The organism is Polaromonas sp. 39-63-25 (assembly GCF_002278925.1).
Classification (GTDB): Bacteria; Pseudomonadota; Gammaproteobacteria; order Burkholderiales; family Burkholderiaceae_C; genus Polaromonas.
Genome location: NZ_NCJH01000015.1, coordinates 42,105 through 58,822 on the forward strand (window position 1 = coordinate 42,105; position 16,718 = coordinate 58,822).

The following is a 16,718-nucleotide window of genomic DNA, read 5'->3' on the forward strand; positions in this document are numbered from 1 at the left end:
GCACAGCCTGCAAGCACCAGTGCGGCCAGCAAGACCAGCTTCCAGGCGGGGCAATCGATTTTCAAGGGACAGGCTCCTTACGGATGGCGTCGAGGCTGCGCACAACCGGGTTATAGCGCCTGATGGCAGCAGGAGCTGATTGTATGAACTCCAGGGCGTCCGCGCGGGTTTCGAAGTGCCCTGCATAGAGGGCGTGAGAGAGTTGGCGCTGGTAGAGCCGGTTGTGGACGAGCACCGGCACGGCGGGCTGCGCAGCGCCGTCCAGCGCTGCCTGGACTTCATTGGCCATGGCCAGTACTTCGGCATCCCGCGGGGCGCGCTGGGACAATAGCTGAACCGTGAACCCCTTGCTGGAGGGCTTGGCGATGAACTCGTCAGTGGCCTGCATGCGAACGGCCAGGGAGCTGTCCTTCAGCTTCGCAACCAGCGCGGGCTCCGCGATCGACGCGTTTCTGGCCCCAGGCGGCAGGGAATCCGTGGCAGCAGGCACGGCCCCAATGGCTGGACTGCGGGATGGGGCTGCAGCGGCGGCAACGGCCAGGACAGGGCCGGGAGCCGCTTTGACGGGCAAAACCGGCGGCGACGGCGAGTGTGGCGCCAGGCTATCAAACGGACGCGAAGCCGCCTCAGGCACCAGCGGCGTCACCGGCTGGGTCATCGCCGTGCGCTCACTCCTGTCCGGCCCGCGTCCACTGCCCAAAAGATACCCGACACCCAAGGCGATCAGCACCCCGAAGCCTGCCGGCGCAAACCTGCGCCACAGGCCAGCGGAGCTGCCGCTGGCTATGTTTGCGGCAAACAGCGTGGCGCGCCTGGTGGTCGGCAGGCTGTCGCCGACCGCGCGGCGCACCTGGTCAATACCCACTTGCGGCATACCTTCCGCATACGCCGCCAGCATGGACTTGTCGGCCAGCATGTTGAGCTTGCGGGTACGGCCCTCGGAGGCCTGAACCAGCAGGCGCAAAGCTGCGGCGTCAAACAGCTCGCCCCCCTTCCACCCGGCCTTGTGCAGGCGAAACATCAGGTAGGCCGACGCGTCCTGGGCATCGAGCGGTTGCAGTTCAAACCGGTGGCTGATCCTGTCCTTGACCTGCCTGAGTTGCGGTGCGGCCAGCAATTCGTCCAGCTCGGGCTGGCCAAACAGCACAATTTTCAGCAGTTTGTTCTGGGTCGTTTCCAGGTTGGACAGCAGGCGGATCTCCTCCAGCGTGGTCGCCGGCATGCTGTGCGCCTCGTCGATCACAACCACCACGCGCCGGCCCTGGGAGTAACGCTCGATGAGTACGGATTCCAGCGCCGCGAGCATGTGCGCCCGGTTGCCCTGCGGCGGCTCGGGCATCAGGTCGCGGGCAATGGCGCCCAGAATTTCGTCGCGATCAAAAACCGGGTTGGCCAGGTAAACCGTGTCCGACGGCAACGGCCGCAGCCGCTCCAGCAACATGCGGCTGAGCATGGTTTTGCCCATGCCGATTTCACCCACCACACTCACGATTCCCTCGTCATGCATGGAAGCAACGATCAATCCTTCGAGGATGTCGCCACGCTGGCCTCCGGTAAAGAAGAGTCCTGTGTCGGGTGTAATGCGAAAAGGATCCGTCGACAAGCCGAAGTGATCTAGGTAAAGAACACTCATGTTTTCAAATACTTGTTAAGGAATGCTCAAGTTGTGCGCGGTCATTTTTTCAATGGCGGCTGTATCAAGGATTATGCGTTTGAAACCAAAAATGCAAGAAATTGTTACACGCCCGATGGGGGCGACTGTTGCTTTCCGGGAATCCCGGGCGCGGCAGCGGGTCGGCCACCCTTGGCCGTGCGCATTCATGAAAAGGGCATCCGGGCGCCCCAGCGACTGACCCGAGGACGCCAATCCTTAAGGCTGGAGTGGCACAGGCGGCCGGGCCGGCCGGCACCAGTTGCGCGCCAGCGCCTGCCCGGGCGGCGCGCGCCCAGTCTCAGAAGGTGGGTGGGGAAATTTGTTGTTGTCGCCAGACGGCGTGAACGCGCCTGACGACGGAGGGCTGCCTAGAGCAGCTTGCAGCCGGTCTTGGCCTGCAGGGCCTCGAGGGTGACGCCGGGTGCCAGTTCAACCACTTTCAGGCCTTCCGGCGTGACGTCCATCACGGCCAGGTCGGTGATGATGCGGTCCACCACACCAACCCCGGTCAGCGGCAAGGTGCATTTTTCGAGGATTTTCAGGTCTTCCGTGCCGTCTTTTTTCTTCGCGACATGCTCCATCAGGATGATGACCCGCTTGACGCCGGCCACCAGGTCCATGGCGCCACCCATGCCCTTGATCATCTTGCCCGGAATCATCCAGTTGGCCAGGTCGCCATGTTCGCTGACCTGCATGGCCCCGAGGATGCTGAGGTTGATCTTGCCGCCGCGGATCATGGCAAAGCTGTCGTGGCTGCCGAAAATCGACGAGCCCTTGATGGTGGTCACGGTCTGCTTGCCGGCGTTGATCAGGTCGGCGTCCACCTCGTCTTCATACGGAAACGGGCCAATGCCCAGCATGCCGTTTTCGCTCTGCAGCCACACCTCGATGTGGTCGGGCACGAAGTTGGCCACCAGCGTCGGAATGCCGATGCCGAGATTCACATAAAAACCGTCTTCGAGTTCCTGCGCCGCGCGTGCGGCCATTTGATCCTGGGTCCATGCCATGTTCGTGCTCCTCAAACTTTACGGTCGCGGGTGGTGCGCTTTTCGATGCGCTTCTCGGGCGTGGGGTTGTGCACGATGCGGTGCACATAGATGCCGGGTAGATGGATGTCGTCGGGCGCCAGCTCGCCGGTGGCGACGATGCGCTCCACCTCCACGATGCAGATCCTGCCCGCCATGGCGGCGGCCGGGTTGAAATTGCGCGCCGTCAGGTTGAAGCGCAGGTTGCCCGAACGGTCGGCGATGTCGGCCTTGACCAGTGCCACATCAGGCACCAGCGAGCGCTCCATCAGATAGGTTTCGCCATCGAACTCGCGCAGTTCCTTGCCCTCGGCGACGAGGGTGCCGACACCGGTTTTCGTGAAAAACGCCGGGATGCCGGCGCCGCCCGCGCGCAGCTTCTCGGCCAGCGTGCCCTGCGGCGTGAACTCCAGCTCCAGCTCACCGGCCAGGTACTGGCGCTCGAACTCCTTGTTCTCGCCCACATAGCTGGAAATCATTTTTTTGATCTGCCGTGTCTCGAGCAGCTTGCCCAGACCGAAGCCATCCACACCGGCATTGTTGGAGATCACGGTCAGATTTTTGACCTGGCTGGCTTTGAGCGCTTCGATCAGGGCCTCGGGAATGCCGCACAGGCCAAAACCACCGACAGCCATCAGCTGACCGTCCTGGACGACGCCCTTCAGGGCCTCATCAGCGGAGGGGAAAATTTTATTCACAGAAATCTCCTGCAGAGCTTCGACACGAACCTAAAAGCATTACGATACTACCTATCCACATACGTAGTTATCCCTAAAGTCAAACCCGCACGCCCGGCTCACCTGCACCTCCATGGACATTGACTACCGCCTGGCATTCGACATGGCCCCCGTGGGCCTGGTGCTTTCGCGCAATCGGGCCATTGTCGACTGCAACCAGCATCTGTGCGAGATGTTCGGGGCCACGCGCGAGCAGCTCACCGGCCAGTCGTTCCAGATCCTTTACCCGAGCGCGGACGAATATGAGCGCATAGGCGCGCGCATGCTGCCCATTCTCAACGCCAAGGGGCACTACGCCGACGACCGCATCATGAAACGGGTGGACGGCCGCCTCAAGGGCGAGACCTTCTGGTGCCATGTGACGGGGCGCGCGCTGAACCGGGCATCGCCGCACGAGTCCGGCATCTGGACCTTCGAAGACCTCAGCTCACGCCGGCCGGTCAAGGCCGAACTCACCGCGCGCGAACGCGAGGTCGCCGCGCACCTGATGGACGGCCTGACCTCCAAGGAAATCGGCCGCGCCCTGGTCATCAGCCACCGCACGGTGGAGATCTACCGGGCCCGCCTGATGCGCAAGTACAAGGCCTCGACGACCGCCGACCTGGTGCACAAGCTGATGGCGGGTTGAGCCGGACGCTCTTTTATTGATAGCAGCTTCCGCTTTCCTGCAAAGGACTGGCGACTTCCTAGATCATCACCCTGGAAACACGTGCGGGCCTTTCGCCCAGATTATCCTGTTCGGGGCCGCCCGTGGCGGCCAGCTGGTCGAACGGCAGGGCCTGCTTGACCAGCATCACGGTGCACGGCGCCGCCATGGCGACCCGGACGGGTACCGTGGCCAGCAGCCGCTGCATCTGCAGCCCGTGGGTGGCCGCGCCCATCACGATCATGCTGACATGGTTGCCTTGTGCATAACGCAGCAGGGCCTGGGCAACGTCACCACTTTCGAGGATGTGGAAGGAGACCGTCTGGCCGCTCAGGTCCAGCGGCTCGGCCCATTGCCGCAGCATGCCGAGGTAGCGCCGGTGCACCGTGGTCTCGCTGGAGGCGGCGTCGTGGCCCGGCGTTTCACCCGGGCTGATGACACTCACGCAGGCCAGCCGTGCACCGGGCTCGGTACCGAGGGCACGCGACACGGCCCCGCGCAGGGAGTACAGGGTGGCGTCACTCACGTCGCGGTTGGGAACGGCCACCATGATGATGGGCACCTCGTCAATCTGCCGTGACGGCAGCGCGCTCGGCTGGTAGTGCATGCCGGCGGCGCGCACCCAGCGTTTCAGATGCGCCCAGAACCCGGTGGACCGCACGCGGCGCCCGCGGTCGGTCACCCGCACCTGCTGCGGATGGGACAGGTCGAAGGCCAGGTGCGCGGCGGACGCATAACGCCGCGCGGCCTCCGGTTCCAGGCAGCGCAGGATCATTTCCTGCAGCCATTCGGGGAGGGCCGGGCGCCACTTGCGCGGCGGCACCGGGTCCATCCACAGGCGCTGGCGCAGTCCGCCGGTGGTTTGCGGGTTGCCAAAAGGAAGCTCACGCGTGGCCAGCTCGTACAGCATGACACCGATGGCAAAAATGTCGCTGCGCGGGTCGCCGCGCATGCCCACCACCTGTTCCGGTGCCATCCAGGTGGGCGATCCCACAGCGGGGCGTAATTCCTCGGCCAGCAGGTCCGGGTAGTGGGCATGGCAGGACAGGCCGAAGTCGAGCAGCACCGCCAGGCCGTCCGGCCGGATCAGCACATTGGCCGGCTTGAGATCCAGGTGGCAGACGTCCTGCAGATGCAGGCTGTGCGCGGCCTGCGCCACGGCCGCGCCCAGCCGGGCGATCTCTTCAGCCGGCAGCGGTGCGGCATCATCGTCCAGCCATTGTTGCAGGGTACGCCCGGGCACGTGTTCCATGACGAGGTAGGGCAGCTTCGCCAGGTCGCCGGCCGCCACCAGGCGCGGCACGTGCGGCCCGGTGAGCACGGACAGGATCTGCCGCTCCACCTCGAAACCGACGATGTTTTCCGCACCGTCGCCCTCGGTCATGCGCGGCACCTTCATGACCATGGGAAAGGGCTCGCGCTGCGCAGCGCCTGCATAAGCAACCTCGTAGATGTGGGCCATGCCACCGGCATGCAGGCAGTCGCCTACCTGAAAGCCGTCAATCAACGTCCCGGGGTCCAGCAGCTTCACAAGCCCTGCTCCAGCCGTTTCGCAAAAACATCCGGCAGCCCCGCCGCCCGGACATCGGCCGCCGCCGCGAGGTGGTCATAGGCGACCCGGTGAAAGGTCAGTTCAGCGCGGACGGCATCAAAAATCGCATACATCGCGTCGGTGTCGCCATCACGCGGCTGTCCGACCGAGCCCACGGTGGCAATCCAGCGGCGATGGGGCGGTACCGGAATGGTGGCGCCCGATGTCGGCGCAAAACGCAGGAGCTTCTGGCTCGCGCCCCGGAAATACAGGGCCTGCTGGTGCACGTGGCCGCCAAAAACATAACGCACACGCGTGTCCGTGCAGGCCGCATGGAGGCTGGCCTCCGCCCGCGGCCCGCTGTCGACATACAGCCAGCGCTGCGGCTTGTCGGCGCTGGCATGCACCAGAAACATGGCGTCGTCGGTGGCGGTCAGCGGCAGGCCGGCGAGGAAATCAAGGTCAGAGGGCTCCAGTTGCGAGCGGGTCCACGCCGCACCACCGGCGTCCATCGTACCGGCCTGGCCCTGCGGAGTCACTGCCAACGCGTCGTGGTTGCCCTGAAGGACGATGGCGCCATCCTGCGCCAGCGCTCGCACCCGCCGCACCACCTGCGCAGGCTGTGCTCCGTAACCCACCAGATCGCCGAGCACGGCGAAACGCTGCGCGCCCTGGGCGGCGGCGTGGTCCATGCAGGCCTCAAACGCACGCAGGTTGGCATGAATGTCGGACAGCAGGGCAATTTTCATCGGTCGGTCAGTTCGAGGTGGTAAGCATCATCGCCCTTGAAACTGATCCCGGGCTTGCAATCGGGAACCGGCCGGCGTTGAGCCTCCCGCGCACAGGAGGGCGGCAACACCTACCGACCAGATTGCTATCATATCAATAGCTATCCGCGCTTGTATTCATTGGGCTGGAAGCCAAAAACACTTTAAAACAGAAGGTGCTCCCCGGAAATGCGACGGCAGCCGGCGCTGGCTGCAGGCTCAGAGAGCGCCCGGATCGGGCTCGCGGCGGATGGACTCCCGTGAACGGTGGTCGCGCAGCTTGTCCAGCGTGTGTTCGAGCACCCGCTTGAGCTTCTCGCTCGCACCCCGGAAGGCTTCATCCTGGCTGGAGGCGTGGTGGTTGACGGCCAGCGGCTCATGGTGTGCGAGCCGTGCCTCGATCATGCAGCGCTTGTGGTCGGTGCTGACCTTGTCGCTGTTCTCGTCGCTCATGTGCACCTCGATGCGGGTAATGTCATCCTTGAAGCGGCTCAGCGACTCGTTGAGTTCCGTGCTCGCCCACCGCTCAAATGACTCGCCGGTGTGAATGGTGTGGTTGGAGTTGACTTGAACTTGCATGTATTTTTCCTTTCAGGGTCTGCAACACGCGGCGTGAAGGCCGGGTTGCCATGACGTCACACGGCGGCGACTGAAAATTCATTGTGCGCCCTGCCCGCCTCATGGTGTGTAGTCCGCATTCCCCCGCCGGAGTAGGGAGACTGAAATCCGGGCGTTTCACGGCGCCGGCTGCAGGCGATATTTCTGCCCGCAGGCAATGCGGAAAATCGGACGCAAACCTTTGAAGGCATCACCGCAAAAAAAACGGACCCCGAAGGGCCCGTCATTCGCTGACCAGCCAGGCTGGATCATTTTTCCCCGGAAGGGATCTCGCCCTTCTTGAGAGCGGCAGCGGCCGTGGCTTTGCGCTTGGCCCGGGCCGCATCGCGCTCCTGCTTGGTGGCCGCCTTGGCGGTGCCGGCACCAGTTTCCTGGGCTGCAAGCGGCTTGACGCCCTGGCCGGCGACAGCGGCGCCTTCCGCTTTGCGGCCAGCCTTGGCAGTGGCTTTTTCAGCAGGCGTCGCCTTGGGCAGGGTCTGGCCCTTGGATTGTTCAGGGTCGGCTTCGCCCCCTTTGGTCTGGGCGAAGGCACTCACGGCCAACATCTGGGCAAGAACAAGACTCAGGGGAAGCAACAGTTTTTTCATGAGAAATCTCCAGGAGGGTTGATGAACGAGAGAATTAAGTATTTCACGCTACCGATATTCAGAACTTGAGATTTATCAACTGGACAGCATGAACCAGAACCACCCGCTGCGGGGCATGCGGCTCTCCGCCTGGTACTGCAGCACGGAAGTAGCGGAACAAAATGAAAGTGATGACTTCGTGCCCAGGGCAAGACGCCAGTCGCAGTGAAGGCTGTACGCCTTCGCCAGGATGGCAACGCCGCCGTGGGTGCGACGGCGCGCTTTCATGTTTCGATATTTCGGGCTGCAGTACTAGGGTGCCGTCTGCTGCCGCTGGTACTCCTTGCGTTTCATGTCGAGGTAGGCGGCACGGTCAACCTCATGCAACTGGCGGGCATATTTCTGGGTCGCCGCAAACCAGCCCTCCAGGCCTTTCTCGAAGCGCTGCGACGGCGGCACCGAAAGCGCATCGAGGTAGGTCTCAATCGCAAGGTAGTAGCGCATCGTGTTTCGCTCCACCACACCGCGCACACCACCGATGAGCTCTGGAGGCTGACCGGGAATGCCCGCTGTGGTCGGGGTGAACCCGACCTTTCCCCGGCCAAGGGTTGCCAGATAAAGCTGCATGGCGACGCGACCCGCGCGCCCATAGGCGAACGAGTACCGCATATGAATGAAGCTTTGCCCTTCCGAAATCGGGATGGCCTCCAGCAGAATCCGGTAGTCGTGTGTGTCCAGCGGACCATCAGCAGCTTCAAGCTCGATATCCAGATAGTCCGCCTCTACGGCCACCCTGCGGTACGAAAAAAGAACCGTGGACGCCTCAACCAGGGGCCGTTCATGCTTGCGACCGATCCGCACATCCAGCTGGGGAGCCCCCGCGGCAGTCCTGGCACGGCAGAACTTGATGTTCAGATGCAGGATCAGCACGTCGCACCAGTGCCCGGGGTCACTCAGTTCGGCACTGACCGTTCCGAACGGGTGCTTGACTAGGGCGTAAACATCCCCCTCCAGCTGCTGGTCGCTTTCAGTCGACGCCAGGTACAAGGGCCCCTGGAACTGATTGCTGGCAAGTTGAGGGCCCAAGGCAAGATGCTTGGCCCGCAAAGCGGCGGGCCCGAGCGCCTGGGAGCCGCCGGCGCCCCAGACAGGCATGAACAGCCCCAGCGAAAGCGACAACACAATCGCATGGCGGGCGACCCGCTGGATGGCATGAATGAACCACATCATGCCAACCATTATGGGTAGCCGGCGCAACAGGAACTTTGCGGCAGATCATGTCAAGTCGAGCCCACGCGCAGAAAAACCAGCCATGCCGGCCGGCCGGCGGTTTCCCGTCCTACTTGCCGTCAATCACCTCGGCAGCGGTGCGGAAGGCATCCACCGCCGTGGGCACACCGCAATACACAGCGGCGTGCAGCAACACCTCCTGAATCTCCGCAGAAGTTGCGCCGTTGTTGAGTGCGCCGCGCACATGCGCCTTGAGTTCATGCTGCTTGCCCAGCGCCGTGAGCATGGCCACGGTGATCAGGCTTCGCGTCTTGCGCTCCAGGCCCGGCCGCTGCCAGACATCCCCCCAGGCTTTGGCGGTGATGTGTTCCTGAATGGGACGGGTGAAATCGGTGACATTGGCGAAAGCATTGCTTACGAAGTCTTCGCCCATCACCTGCTTGCGGGTGGCGAGACCTTTGTCGAATGGGGAATCCATGGGTCAGGTGCTCCTGGAAAAATCACCAGCATAGCCGCTGACGCTCCTAACAAGCTGCGCCGACAGGGCCGACCCCAAAATCCCCTCACTCTGAACGTATCATTGCCCCAACATTCACCCGCCATGAGACAAGCCATGACCACGAGATACCCCCTCCCCGACCTCAACACCCTGCCCGATGACATCAAGGCCAAAGTGCTGGAGGTGCAGGAAAAAGCCGGCTTCGTGCCCAACGTGTTCCTCGCGCTGGCACGCCGTCCGGCCGAATGGCGCGCCTTCTTCGCCTACCACGACGCGCTGATGCTGAGGGAAGAGTCGGGCCTGAGCAAAGGCGACCGCGAGATGATCGTGACCACCACGAGTGCGGCCAACCACTGCCTGTATTGCGTGGTGGCGCATGGCGCCCTTCTGCGAATCTATGAGAAAAAACCGCTGGTGGCCGACCAGGTGGCGGTGAACTACCGCAAGGCCGACATCACGCCGCGCCAGCGCGCCATGCTGGACTTCGCCATGAAGGTCTGCCAAAAATCCGACGAGATCGAGGAAGCCGACTTTGCAGCGCTGCATGCCCACGGTTTCAACGATGAGGACATCTGGGACATCGCCGCGATCACCGCCTTCTTCGGCCTGTCCAACCGTATCGCGAGCTTTTCCAGCATGATGCCCAACCCCGAGTTTTACCTGATGGGCCGGATGCCGAAACAAAAATAGGGAAACAAGGGTCGCAACCCGGTCAGCGCAGTTTTCCGGGTTTACGTTCGGGCTTGTGCTGCTCCGCACGCTGGCAGGAGCGCCGGAAATCCTGCAGGGTTTTCTGCGCGCGGCCCAGCACGCTGCCTTCCGGGTAGTCGCCCGACGCGCCGAACTCGCCAAAAGGCGTGCCGGTGAGCAGTTCCAGGCCTTCACTGGCATGTTCGGCCGTGTAGATGTGAAACCGTCCCGCGGCCACCGCCTCCACCACCTTGCGCTCGAGCATCAGGTGGCGCCGGTTGCGGTGCGGAATCAGCACGCCCTGGCTGCCGTCCAGGCCGACAATTTCGCAGCTGCGGAAATAACCTTCAATTTTTTCGTTGATCCCGCCCACCGGCAGCATGTCGCCATGCTGGTTGATCGCCCCGGTCACGGCGACGCCCTGTTTCAGCGGCAGCCCGGACAGCGACGACAGCAGCACATACAGTTCGGCGCAGGACGCGGAATCGCCCTCGACGCCGTGGTACTCCTGTTCAAAAACAATGGCCGCATTCAGCGCCAGCGGCGCAATGTGGGCAAACAGCGCCGACAGGTAACTGTGCAGGATCAGCACCCCCTTGTCATGGATGGGGCCGGAAAGCTCCACCTCGCGCTCCACGTTGAGCAGGCCCTCGTCGCCGGCGTAGGTGCGCGCCGTGACACCCACCGGGAAACCGAAACGATGGTCGCCCAGGTCAATCACGGTCAGGGCATTGAGCTGACCCACCTTCTCGCCGGTCAGGACCAGCAGCCGCTCCCCGTCCGCAATGGTTTCCTGCTGGCGCTGCTCGGGGTAATCGTGCCTGTAGTTGCGGGCACGAAGCGCCGCCTCGACGTCCTGCAGATCCACCAGGGTCGCGCCCCGCGCACGGCCCATGGCGGCGCTCTCCATCACGAGTGCCTCGGTACGGGAAAAAATGGCGCTCTGGCGGGTCTGGTCGTCCACCTCGCGGTGGGAGTCTTCCAGCAGGCGCGCGACGGCCGCTGCGGAAAAGTGGGGCAAGCCCATCTTGCGGCAGGTGTGCGCCACAAAAACCGCCGAAGCCCGGCGGGTGTCCGCGCTGGCCGGAAAACTTTCCGCCACGTCCACCTTGCAGCGAAAACGGCGGGTGAATTCCGGATCGCTCTCCTGCAGGAGGTAGTACTCCTCGACGGAACCGATCAGGATGATCTTGACATCCGCATCGACGGGTTCCGGCTCCAGTGCCACGGCCGTCATGGGCGAATACGTCACGCCGGACTCCTCGATCTGCACGCGGCCGCTGCGCAGGAAGCGGCGCAGCTTTTCCCACACCAGCTCATCGGCCAGAAGGTCGTGCAGGTGCAGCATCAGGAAGCCGCCGTTCGCCTTGAGCAGGCTGCCCGCGCGTATGCGTGAGAAATCCGTGACCCGCACATCGTTGTCGGACTGGTACTCGATGCTGCCAAACAGCCTGCGCAGCAGGGGGTTGTCCTCGACCATCACCGGCGCGCCGGTCAGGCCGTGGTTGTCAACCACCAGGTTGACCCGGTAACGGCCCAGCACGGAAGCCAATGCCTCAAGCCGGACCTCCTCGTCGGTGTCGCCCGCCTGGAACAGCTCCAGGTTTTCGAGCACATCGTGCATGACCAGTTCCAGGTAGTTGCCCAACTTGACCGAGTCCTTGATCTGTTTGCGCAGCTCGTTGCGGATCTCCTGCAGTTCGTGCTCCAGCATCGGTTTGACCACCTGGCGGCGCAAGGCCGCCAGGCCTTCATGCAGGACCCGTTCCATGGAGCGGGTTTTATCGAGAAACCGGGCGATTTCGGCACGCAGCTCCTGCTCGGCGCGGTCAATCTCCACACGCCGCTCTTTCGGCAGGGCCAGCGCCTCGCTTTCAGTCAAGGCCCGGCCCTTGTCGTCCCTCAGGGTGAAGACCAGGTGGCCCGCCTCGCGAAACAATGAAAAGCTCCGGGCCTCGGCAAACGCATCCAGCTCCGCATAGGCCGGGTCCTCTTCAGCCTTGTAACTTTTTTCGATGCGTTCGCTTTCCGTGCGGAAATCCTGATCCACCAGGCGTTTTGGAATTTCCGCCTGAAGCGTTTTGGTCAACTGCAGCATGAGCTGGCGCAGCAGCCGGCCCTGCCCGGCCGGCATGCGCAAGGCCCGGGGCCGCTCCGGGGCCTCGAAATTGTTGAGATAACACAGGTCCGGCGGCACCGGCCGGCTGGCCGCCGCCGTCTGCATCATCTGCAGCAGCAGGGTCGATCGTCCCGTGCCGACCTCGCCCAGCACGAAAAGGTTGTAGTCGGGTTGCGCCATCGCCAGGCCAAAGCGGGCCGCGGTTTCGGCACGCTCCTGGCCGATCCAGTGCATCGGCTGGTCCAGCAGTTCGGACGTGTCCGCAAACCCCAAAAGCCCGGGGTCGATGGCGAGACGCAGATCAGCGGGAAGGACTTTGGCAACAGGCATGGCGGGTTCCGGCAAGGGGGAAGAATGGCCGGATTTTGCGCTTAGCTGACCAGCTGGCGCATCCAGTCGGGCAAGGCGGCGGCCTTCTGGCTCGGAAAGTCGACCCAGATCGTCGTGGCGCCGCCGGCGGCATAGATCACCCCGGGCTGGTCGGCGCGCTCCATCGTGCCCCAGCTCTCGAAGGTGGTGCGTGCCGGGTCGCTGACGTACATCTTGACCAGTACGTCGCCCGGGTATTCGAGCTGTTTGTAGAAATTGCAGAACGCATTGACGATGACCGGGCCTTCGCCCTGGGGGTCGGGCACACAGCCGATGGAATGCATCCAGTCGATGCGAACCGTTTCCAGGTAACGGAAATAGCTGGTGTTGTTGACGTGGCCCATGGCGTCCATATCGCCCCACCGGATGGGGACACGCATTTCGAAGACCAGTTTCTTGATGTCGGGAATTTCAATTTTCATGGCGCTGTGAAGACGAGGAGAGTCGAAGAAAAAGGACAAATGAAAGATGGCCGATGGACAAGCGCTCAGCGGCGCAGGCCTCAAAGCCCGAAGCCGTCATCCGCCGCAATGACAGCGCCGTTGATGAAGTGGCTCTGGCCGCTGGCCAGCATCACCAGCAACGCGTCCAGGTCCTCCGGCTTGCCGATGCGCTTGCGCGGCAGCATCTGCACCAGCCGTTTGCCCTGCTCGGTTTCCCAGTGGTGGTGGTTGATCTCGGTGTCGATGTAGCCCGGGCAGATGGCGTTGACGTTGATGTCGAACTTGCCCCATTCCAGCGCCATGGCTTTTGTCATCTGCACCACCGCCGCCTTGCTCATGCAGTACACGCCGATCTGCGGCAACACGCGCAGGCCGGCCATGGAGGCAATGTTGATGATGTGCGCGCCGGAAAAGGTGCCGGGCGCCGCGCCGCGCGACCGCGCCAGCATGCGTTTGCCGACTTCCTGCGCCACAAAAAAGGCGCCCTTGACGTTGGTGCCGAAGATGAAGTCGTAGTCTTCCTCGCCCACGTCCTGGATGCGCTGCGTGGTGCTCACGCCGGAGTTGTTGACGAGGATGTCAATGGGACCGACCTCGGTCTCGGCGTGCGCCACCGCCGACTTGATGCTGGCATGGTCGGTCACATCGAGCGACACCACATGCGCATCACCGCCTTCGGCCTCGATCTGCGCGCGCAAGTCCTTGAGCTTGTCCATCCTGCGGCTGGCCAGCACCACCGCTGCGCCGGCACGGCTCAAGGTCTTGGCAAACTGCGCACCCAGGCCGCCGGATGCGCCGGTCACGAGCGCGACACGCCCTGAAAGATCCAGGCTGTAAGCCATGCGAGGCTCCTCTTGATAAAAGTATGCCGATGCGAACGATCGTTCGAATCAGCGGATTCACGACATAAAATCAGGCGCAAGACCTGCGGCCGTCAACCGACGGGCAGCCATTCCTGAAATTCATTATCAGCGAGTCCACGATGAACAACCAAGAAATACTGGCCCAGTTCGGCCCCCGCGAAGCGATGGAATACGACGTGGTCGTGGTTGGGGGCGGCCCCGGCGGTCTGGCCACGGCCATTCGCCTGAAACAGCTGGCCGCAGAAAAAGGCGCGGAGCTTTCCGTGGTGGTGCTTGAAAAAGGCTCTGAACCCGGCGCGCACATTCTCTCCGGCGCGGTCATGGACCCCAAGGCCCTCACCGAACTGATCCCGAACTGGAAAGAACTTGGAGCCCCGCTCAACCAGCCCGTGACCAGCGACGAGGTGCTGTTCCTCAGCGAAACAGGTGCGACCAAAACACCGGCGTTTTTTGTGCCCGAATGTTTTCACAACGAAGGCAACTACGTGGTCAGCCTCGGCAACGTGGTGCGCTGGCTGGCGCAGCAGGCCGAGAACCTCGGCGTCGAGATTTTCCCCGGCTTTGCAGCGGCCGAAGTGCTTTACAACGACAACGGTTCGGTCAAGGGCGTGGCCACCGGCAACCTCGGTGTCGGCAAGGACGGCCAGCCCAGCGACCATTTCCAGCTCGGCATGGAACTGCATGGCAAGTACACCATCTTTGCCGAAGGCGCGCGCGGCCACCTGGGCCGGCAATTGATGGCGCAGTTCAAGCTCACCGAGGGCAAGGACCCGCAGGCCTACGCCCTGGGCGTGAAGGAACTCTGGGAAATCGATCCAGCCAAACACAAGCCGGGCCTGGTCGTGCATACCGCCGGCTGGCCCATGGACAGCCAGACCTATGGCGGCGGCTTCATGTACCACCTGGAAGACAACAAGGTCACGCTGGGTCTGGTGGTCGGCCTGGACTACAGCAACCCCTGGCTCAGCCCGTTCGAGGAAATGCAGCGCTGGAAAACGCACCCCAGCATCAAGGCCTACCTCGAAGGCGGTAAACGCATCAGCTACGGCGCACGTGCCATCACGGCCGGCGGCATGGTCAGTCTGCCCAAAACCGTGTTCCCCGGCGGTGCGCTGATCGGCTGCGAAGCCGGTTACCTCAATGCCGCACGCATCAAGGGCAGCCATGCCGCCATCAAGACCGGCATGCTGGCGGCCGAAGCCGCCTTCGACGCCGTGACCGCAGGCCGCCAGCACGACGAACTGAGCGCCTATCCGCAAGCCTTTGCCAAGAGCTGGCTGCATGCCGAACTGAACCAATCACGCAATTTCAAGCAGTGGTTCAAGAAAGGCGTGTATGTCGGCGCCTTCATGACCGGCATCGAACAGTGGCTGTTGCCCAAGCTCGGCATCCGCAACCCGCCATGGACGCTGCGCCGCAAGGTGGCCGACCACGCCACGCTCAAACCGGCGGCCGAGTGCCCGCAGATTGTTTATCCCAAGCCCGACAACAAGATCACCTTCGACCGCCTGAGCTCGGTGTTTGTTTCCAACACCAACCACGAAGAGCAGCAACCTGCGCACCTGACTCTCAAGGACGCCAGCGTGCCGGTCAACATCAACCTGGCGACCTACGCCGGTCCGGAGTCGCGCTATTGCCCGGCCGGTGTGTATGAGTTCGTGAAGAACCCCGACAACAGCGACCGTCTGCAGATCAACGCGCAGAACTGTGTGCACTGCAAGACCTGCGACATCAAGGACCCGACGCAAAACATCGTCTGGGTCACCCCCGAAGGCGGCGGCGGCCCCAATTACAGCGGCATGTAGGGCCATGCGGGGCGGGTCCGAACCTTCACCCGCCGCGTCGCCCGGGTGATGTCAGCCCCCCACCATTTCCGATCAACGTCCAGAGAAGACCCCAACTCCCATGAACATTGTCATTACCGGCGGCGCCGGTTTCCTGGGCGTTCGCCTGGCCCGCGAACTGCTCAAACAAGGCACGCTCTCGCTGGCCGGCAGCCCCGCGCAGGCCATCACCCGCGTGACCCTGGTGGACCGGGCGGCACCACCGGCCGATCTGATGGCCGACAGCCGGGTGCGCGCGGTCGAGGGGGACCTGAACGTGCTGCTCAACGCAGACCCGGCCGCCAGCCCCGTGATCGCCAGGGACACAGCGGTGGTTTTTCACCTCGCCGCTGCGGTCAGCGGTGAATGCGAAGCCGATTTCGACCTCGGGATGCGCAGCAACCTCGACGCCACGCGTGCCCTGCTGGAGACCTGCCGCCGCCTGAAGACCGCGCCGACGGTGGTGTTTGCCAGCTCACTGGCCGTGTTCGGCAATTCACCCGAACAGCCCCTGCCCGCGGTGATCGAAGACAGCACCCTGCCGACGCCCCAGAACAGCTACGGCATCCAGAAATTCATCGGCGAGCAACTGGTGGCCGACTATGCCCGCAAGGGTTTTGTGCGCGGCCGCAACGTGCGCCTGATGACCGTGAGCGTGCGCCCCGGCAAACCCAACGGCGCGGCCTCCAGTTTCCTGAGCGGCATGATCCGCGAACCGCTGGCCGGCGTGCGGGCCGTCTGCCCGGTGGCCCCCGACACACCGGTGGCCCTGTCCTCGCCCAGCCGCACCATCCACGGCCTGATCCGGGCCGCCGAGGCCAGCGACGCCGACTGGGGCGCGCGCACTGCCATCAACCTGCCGGCCCTCAAGACAACCCCCGGCGAGATGGCGGCGGCGCTGGAGCGCCTTGCAGGCAAGGAGGTTGCCGCGCTGATCGACTGGACACCGGACGCCGCGATTGCCAGCATCGTGACCAGCTGGCCGGCCCACATCGACGCGGCGCGAGCACGCCGGCTGGGCTTGCTGCCCGACGGCAGTTTCGACGCCATCATCGGAGAGTACTTAAGCGAAAACCCCTAGGCGGCGCAACGCACCAGCAGGTGAAAATTGCAAGTTGTATGACAACTTTTCCCTCCA

At 63.5% G+C, this 16,718-nt stretch carries 16 protein-coding genes; 4 read left to right on the forward strand and 12 right to left on the reverse strand.

What is annotated here, in order from left to right:
- Window positions 1-61 precede the first annotated feature (61 nt).
- The 3 genes from B7X65_RS17070 to B7X65_RS17080 form a co-directional block, all read right to left on the reverse strand.
- A complete protein-coding gene (locus tag B7X65_RS17070) occupies window positions 62-1,633 on the reverse strand; it encodes an AAA family ATPase (RefSeq protein ID WP_293595498.1) in 1,572 nt (523 codons plus the stop codon).
- Between the two features lie 389 nt (window positions 1,634-2,022).
- The gene (locus B7X65_RS17075) at window positions 2,023-2,661 is read right to left on the reverse strand and encodes a CoA transferase subunit B (RefSeq protein ID WP_293595499.1); all 639 of its coding nucleotides are present in this window, start codon (window positions 2,659-2,661) and stop codon (window positions 2,023-2,025) included.
- A gap of 11 nt (window positions 2,662-2,672) precedes the next feature.
- Window positions 2,673-3,377 (reverse strand): CoA transferase subunit A, encoded by a 705-nt coding sequence (locus B7X65_RS17080; RefSeq protein WP_293595500.1) that lies wholly within the window; start codon window positions 3,375-3,377, stop codon window positions 2,673-2,675.
- A gap of 112 nt (window positions 3,378-3,489) precedes the next feature.
- On the opposite strand from B7X65_RS17080, the gene B7X65_RS17085 reads away from it, so the two are divergent.
- Window positions 3,490-4,044, forward strand: coding sequence for a PAS and helix-turn-helix domain-containing protein (locus B7X65_RS17085; protein ID WP_293595501.1), 555 nt, complete (start codon window positions 3,490-3,492; stop codon window positions 4,042-4,044).
- A gap of 58 nt (window positions 4,045-4,102) precedes the next feature.
- Here the strand turns inward: B7X65_RS17085 and B7X65_RS17090 are convergent, their stop codons facing one another.
- From B7X65_RS17090 to B7X65_RS17115, 6 genes are all read right to left on the reverse strand, one after another.
- Window positions 4,103-5,593 (reverse strand): bifunctional serine/threonine-protein kinase/universal stress protein, encoded by a 1,491-nt coding sequence (locus tag B7X65_RS17090; RefSeq protein WP_293595502.1) that lies wholly within the window; start codon window positions 5,591-5,593, stop codon window positions 4,103-4,105.
- Complete coding sequence (locus tag B7X65_RS17095) at window positions 5,590-6,342, reverse strand: metallophosphoesterase family protein (RefSeq protein WP_293595503.1); 753 nt, start codon at window positions 6,340-6,342, stop codon at window positions 5,590-5,592. The genes B7X65_RS17090 and B7X65_RS17095 overlap by 4 nt, the downstream gene beginning before the upstream one ends.
- Before the next feature lie 237 nt (window positions 6,343-6,579).
- Window positions 6,580-6,939 carry an HPF/RaiA family ribosome-associated protein gene (locus B7X65_RS17100; protein ID WP_293595504.1) on the reverse strand — a complete coding sequence of 120 codons (360 nt, stop codon included), beginning with the start codon at window positions 6,937-6,939 and terminating at the stop codon, window positions 6,580-6,582.
- 287 nt (window positions 6,940-7,226) lie between these two features.
- Entirely contained in the window at window positions 7,227-7,565 is a 339-nt protein-coding gene (locus B7X65_RS17105) for a hypothetical protein (protein WP_293595505.1), read from the reverse strand.
- A 291-nt stretch (window positions 7,566-7,856) separates the two neighbouring features.
- Window positions 7,857-8,774: a hypothetical protein gene (locus B7X65_RS17110; protein WP_293595506.1), complete on the reverse strand. Its 918-nt coding sequence runs from the start codon at window positions 8,772-8,774 to the stop codon at window positions 7,857-7,859.
- A 109-nt stretch (window positions 8,775-8,883) separates the two neighbouring features.
- Window positions 8,884-9,252 carry a carboxymuconolactone decarboxylase family protein gene (locus tag B7X65_RS17115; RefSeq protein WP_293595507.1) on the reverse strand — a complete coding sequence of 123 codons (369 nt, stop codon included), beginning with the start codon at window positions 9,250-9,252 and terminating at the stop codon, window positions 8,884-8,886.
- Window positions 9,253-9,387: 135 nt separating this feature from the next.
- On the opposite strand from B7X65_RS17115, the gene B7X65_RS17120 reads away from it, so the two are divergent.
- On the forward strand, window positions 9,388-9,963 hold the full coding sequence (locus B7X65_RS17120; RefSeq protein ID WP_293595508.1) for a peroxidase-related enzyme: 576 nt from the start codon (window positions 9,388-9,390) through the stop codon (window positions 9,961-9,963).
- Window positions 9,964-9,985: 22 nt separating this feature from the next.
- Here the strand turns inward: B7X65_RS17120 and B7X65_RS17125 are convergent, their stop codons facing one another.
- The 3 genes from B7X65_RS17125 to B7X65_RS17135 form a co-directional block, all read right to left on the reverse strand.
- Window positions 9,986-12,412 carry a Lon protease family protein gene (locus B7X65_RS17125; protein ID WP_293595509.1) on the reverse strand — a complete coding sequence of 809 codons (2,427 nt, stop codon included), beginning with the start codon at window positions 12,410-12,412 and terminating at the stop codon, window positions 9,986-9,988.
- A gap of 41 nt (window positions 12,413-12,453) precedes the next feature.
- A complete protein-coding gene (locus B7X65_RS17130) occupies window positions 12,454-12,873 on the reverse strand; it encodes a thioesterase family protein (RefSeq protein ID WP_096699615.1) in 420 nt (139 codons plus the stop codon).
- Between the two features lie 80 nt (window positions 12,874-12,953).
- Window positions 12,954-13,736, reverse strand: a complete 783-nt coding sequence (locus B7X65_RS17135) for an SDR family oxidoreductase (RefSeq protein WP_293595510.1) — start codon at window positions 13,734-13,736, stop codon at window positions 12,954-12,956.
- A gap of 140 nt (window positions 13,737-13,876) precedes the next feature.
- Here B7X65_RS17135 and B7X65_RS17140 point away from each other — a divergent pair, with 140 nt between their 5' ends.
- Together B7X65_RS17140 and denD are read left to right on the forward strand one after the other, a co-directional pair.
- A complete protein-coding gene (locus tag B7X65_RS17140; RefSeq protein ID WP_293595511.1) occupies window positions 13,877-15,562 on the forward strand; it encodes an electron transfer flavoprotein-ubiquinone oxidoreductase in 1,686 nt (561 codons plus the stop codon).
- Window positions 15,563-15,662: 100 nt separating this feature from the next.
- On the forward strand, window positions 15,663-16,661 hold the full coding sequence (gene denD / locus B7X65_RS17145; RefSeq protein ID WP_293595512.1) for a D-erythronate dehydrogenase: 999 nt from the start codon (window positions 15,663-15,665) through the stop codon (window positions 16,659-16,661).
- The last annotated feature ends 57 nt before the right edge of the window (window positions 16,662-16,718 follow it).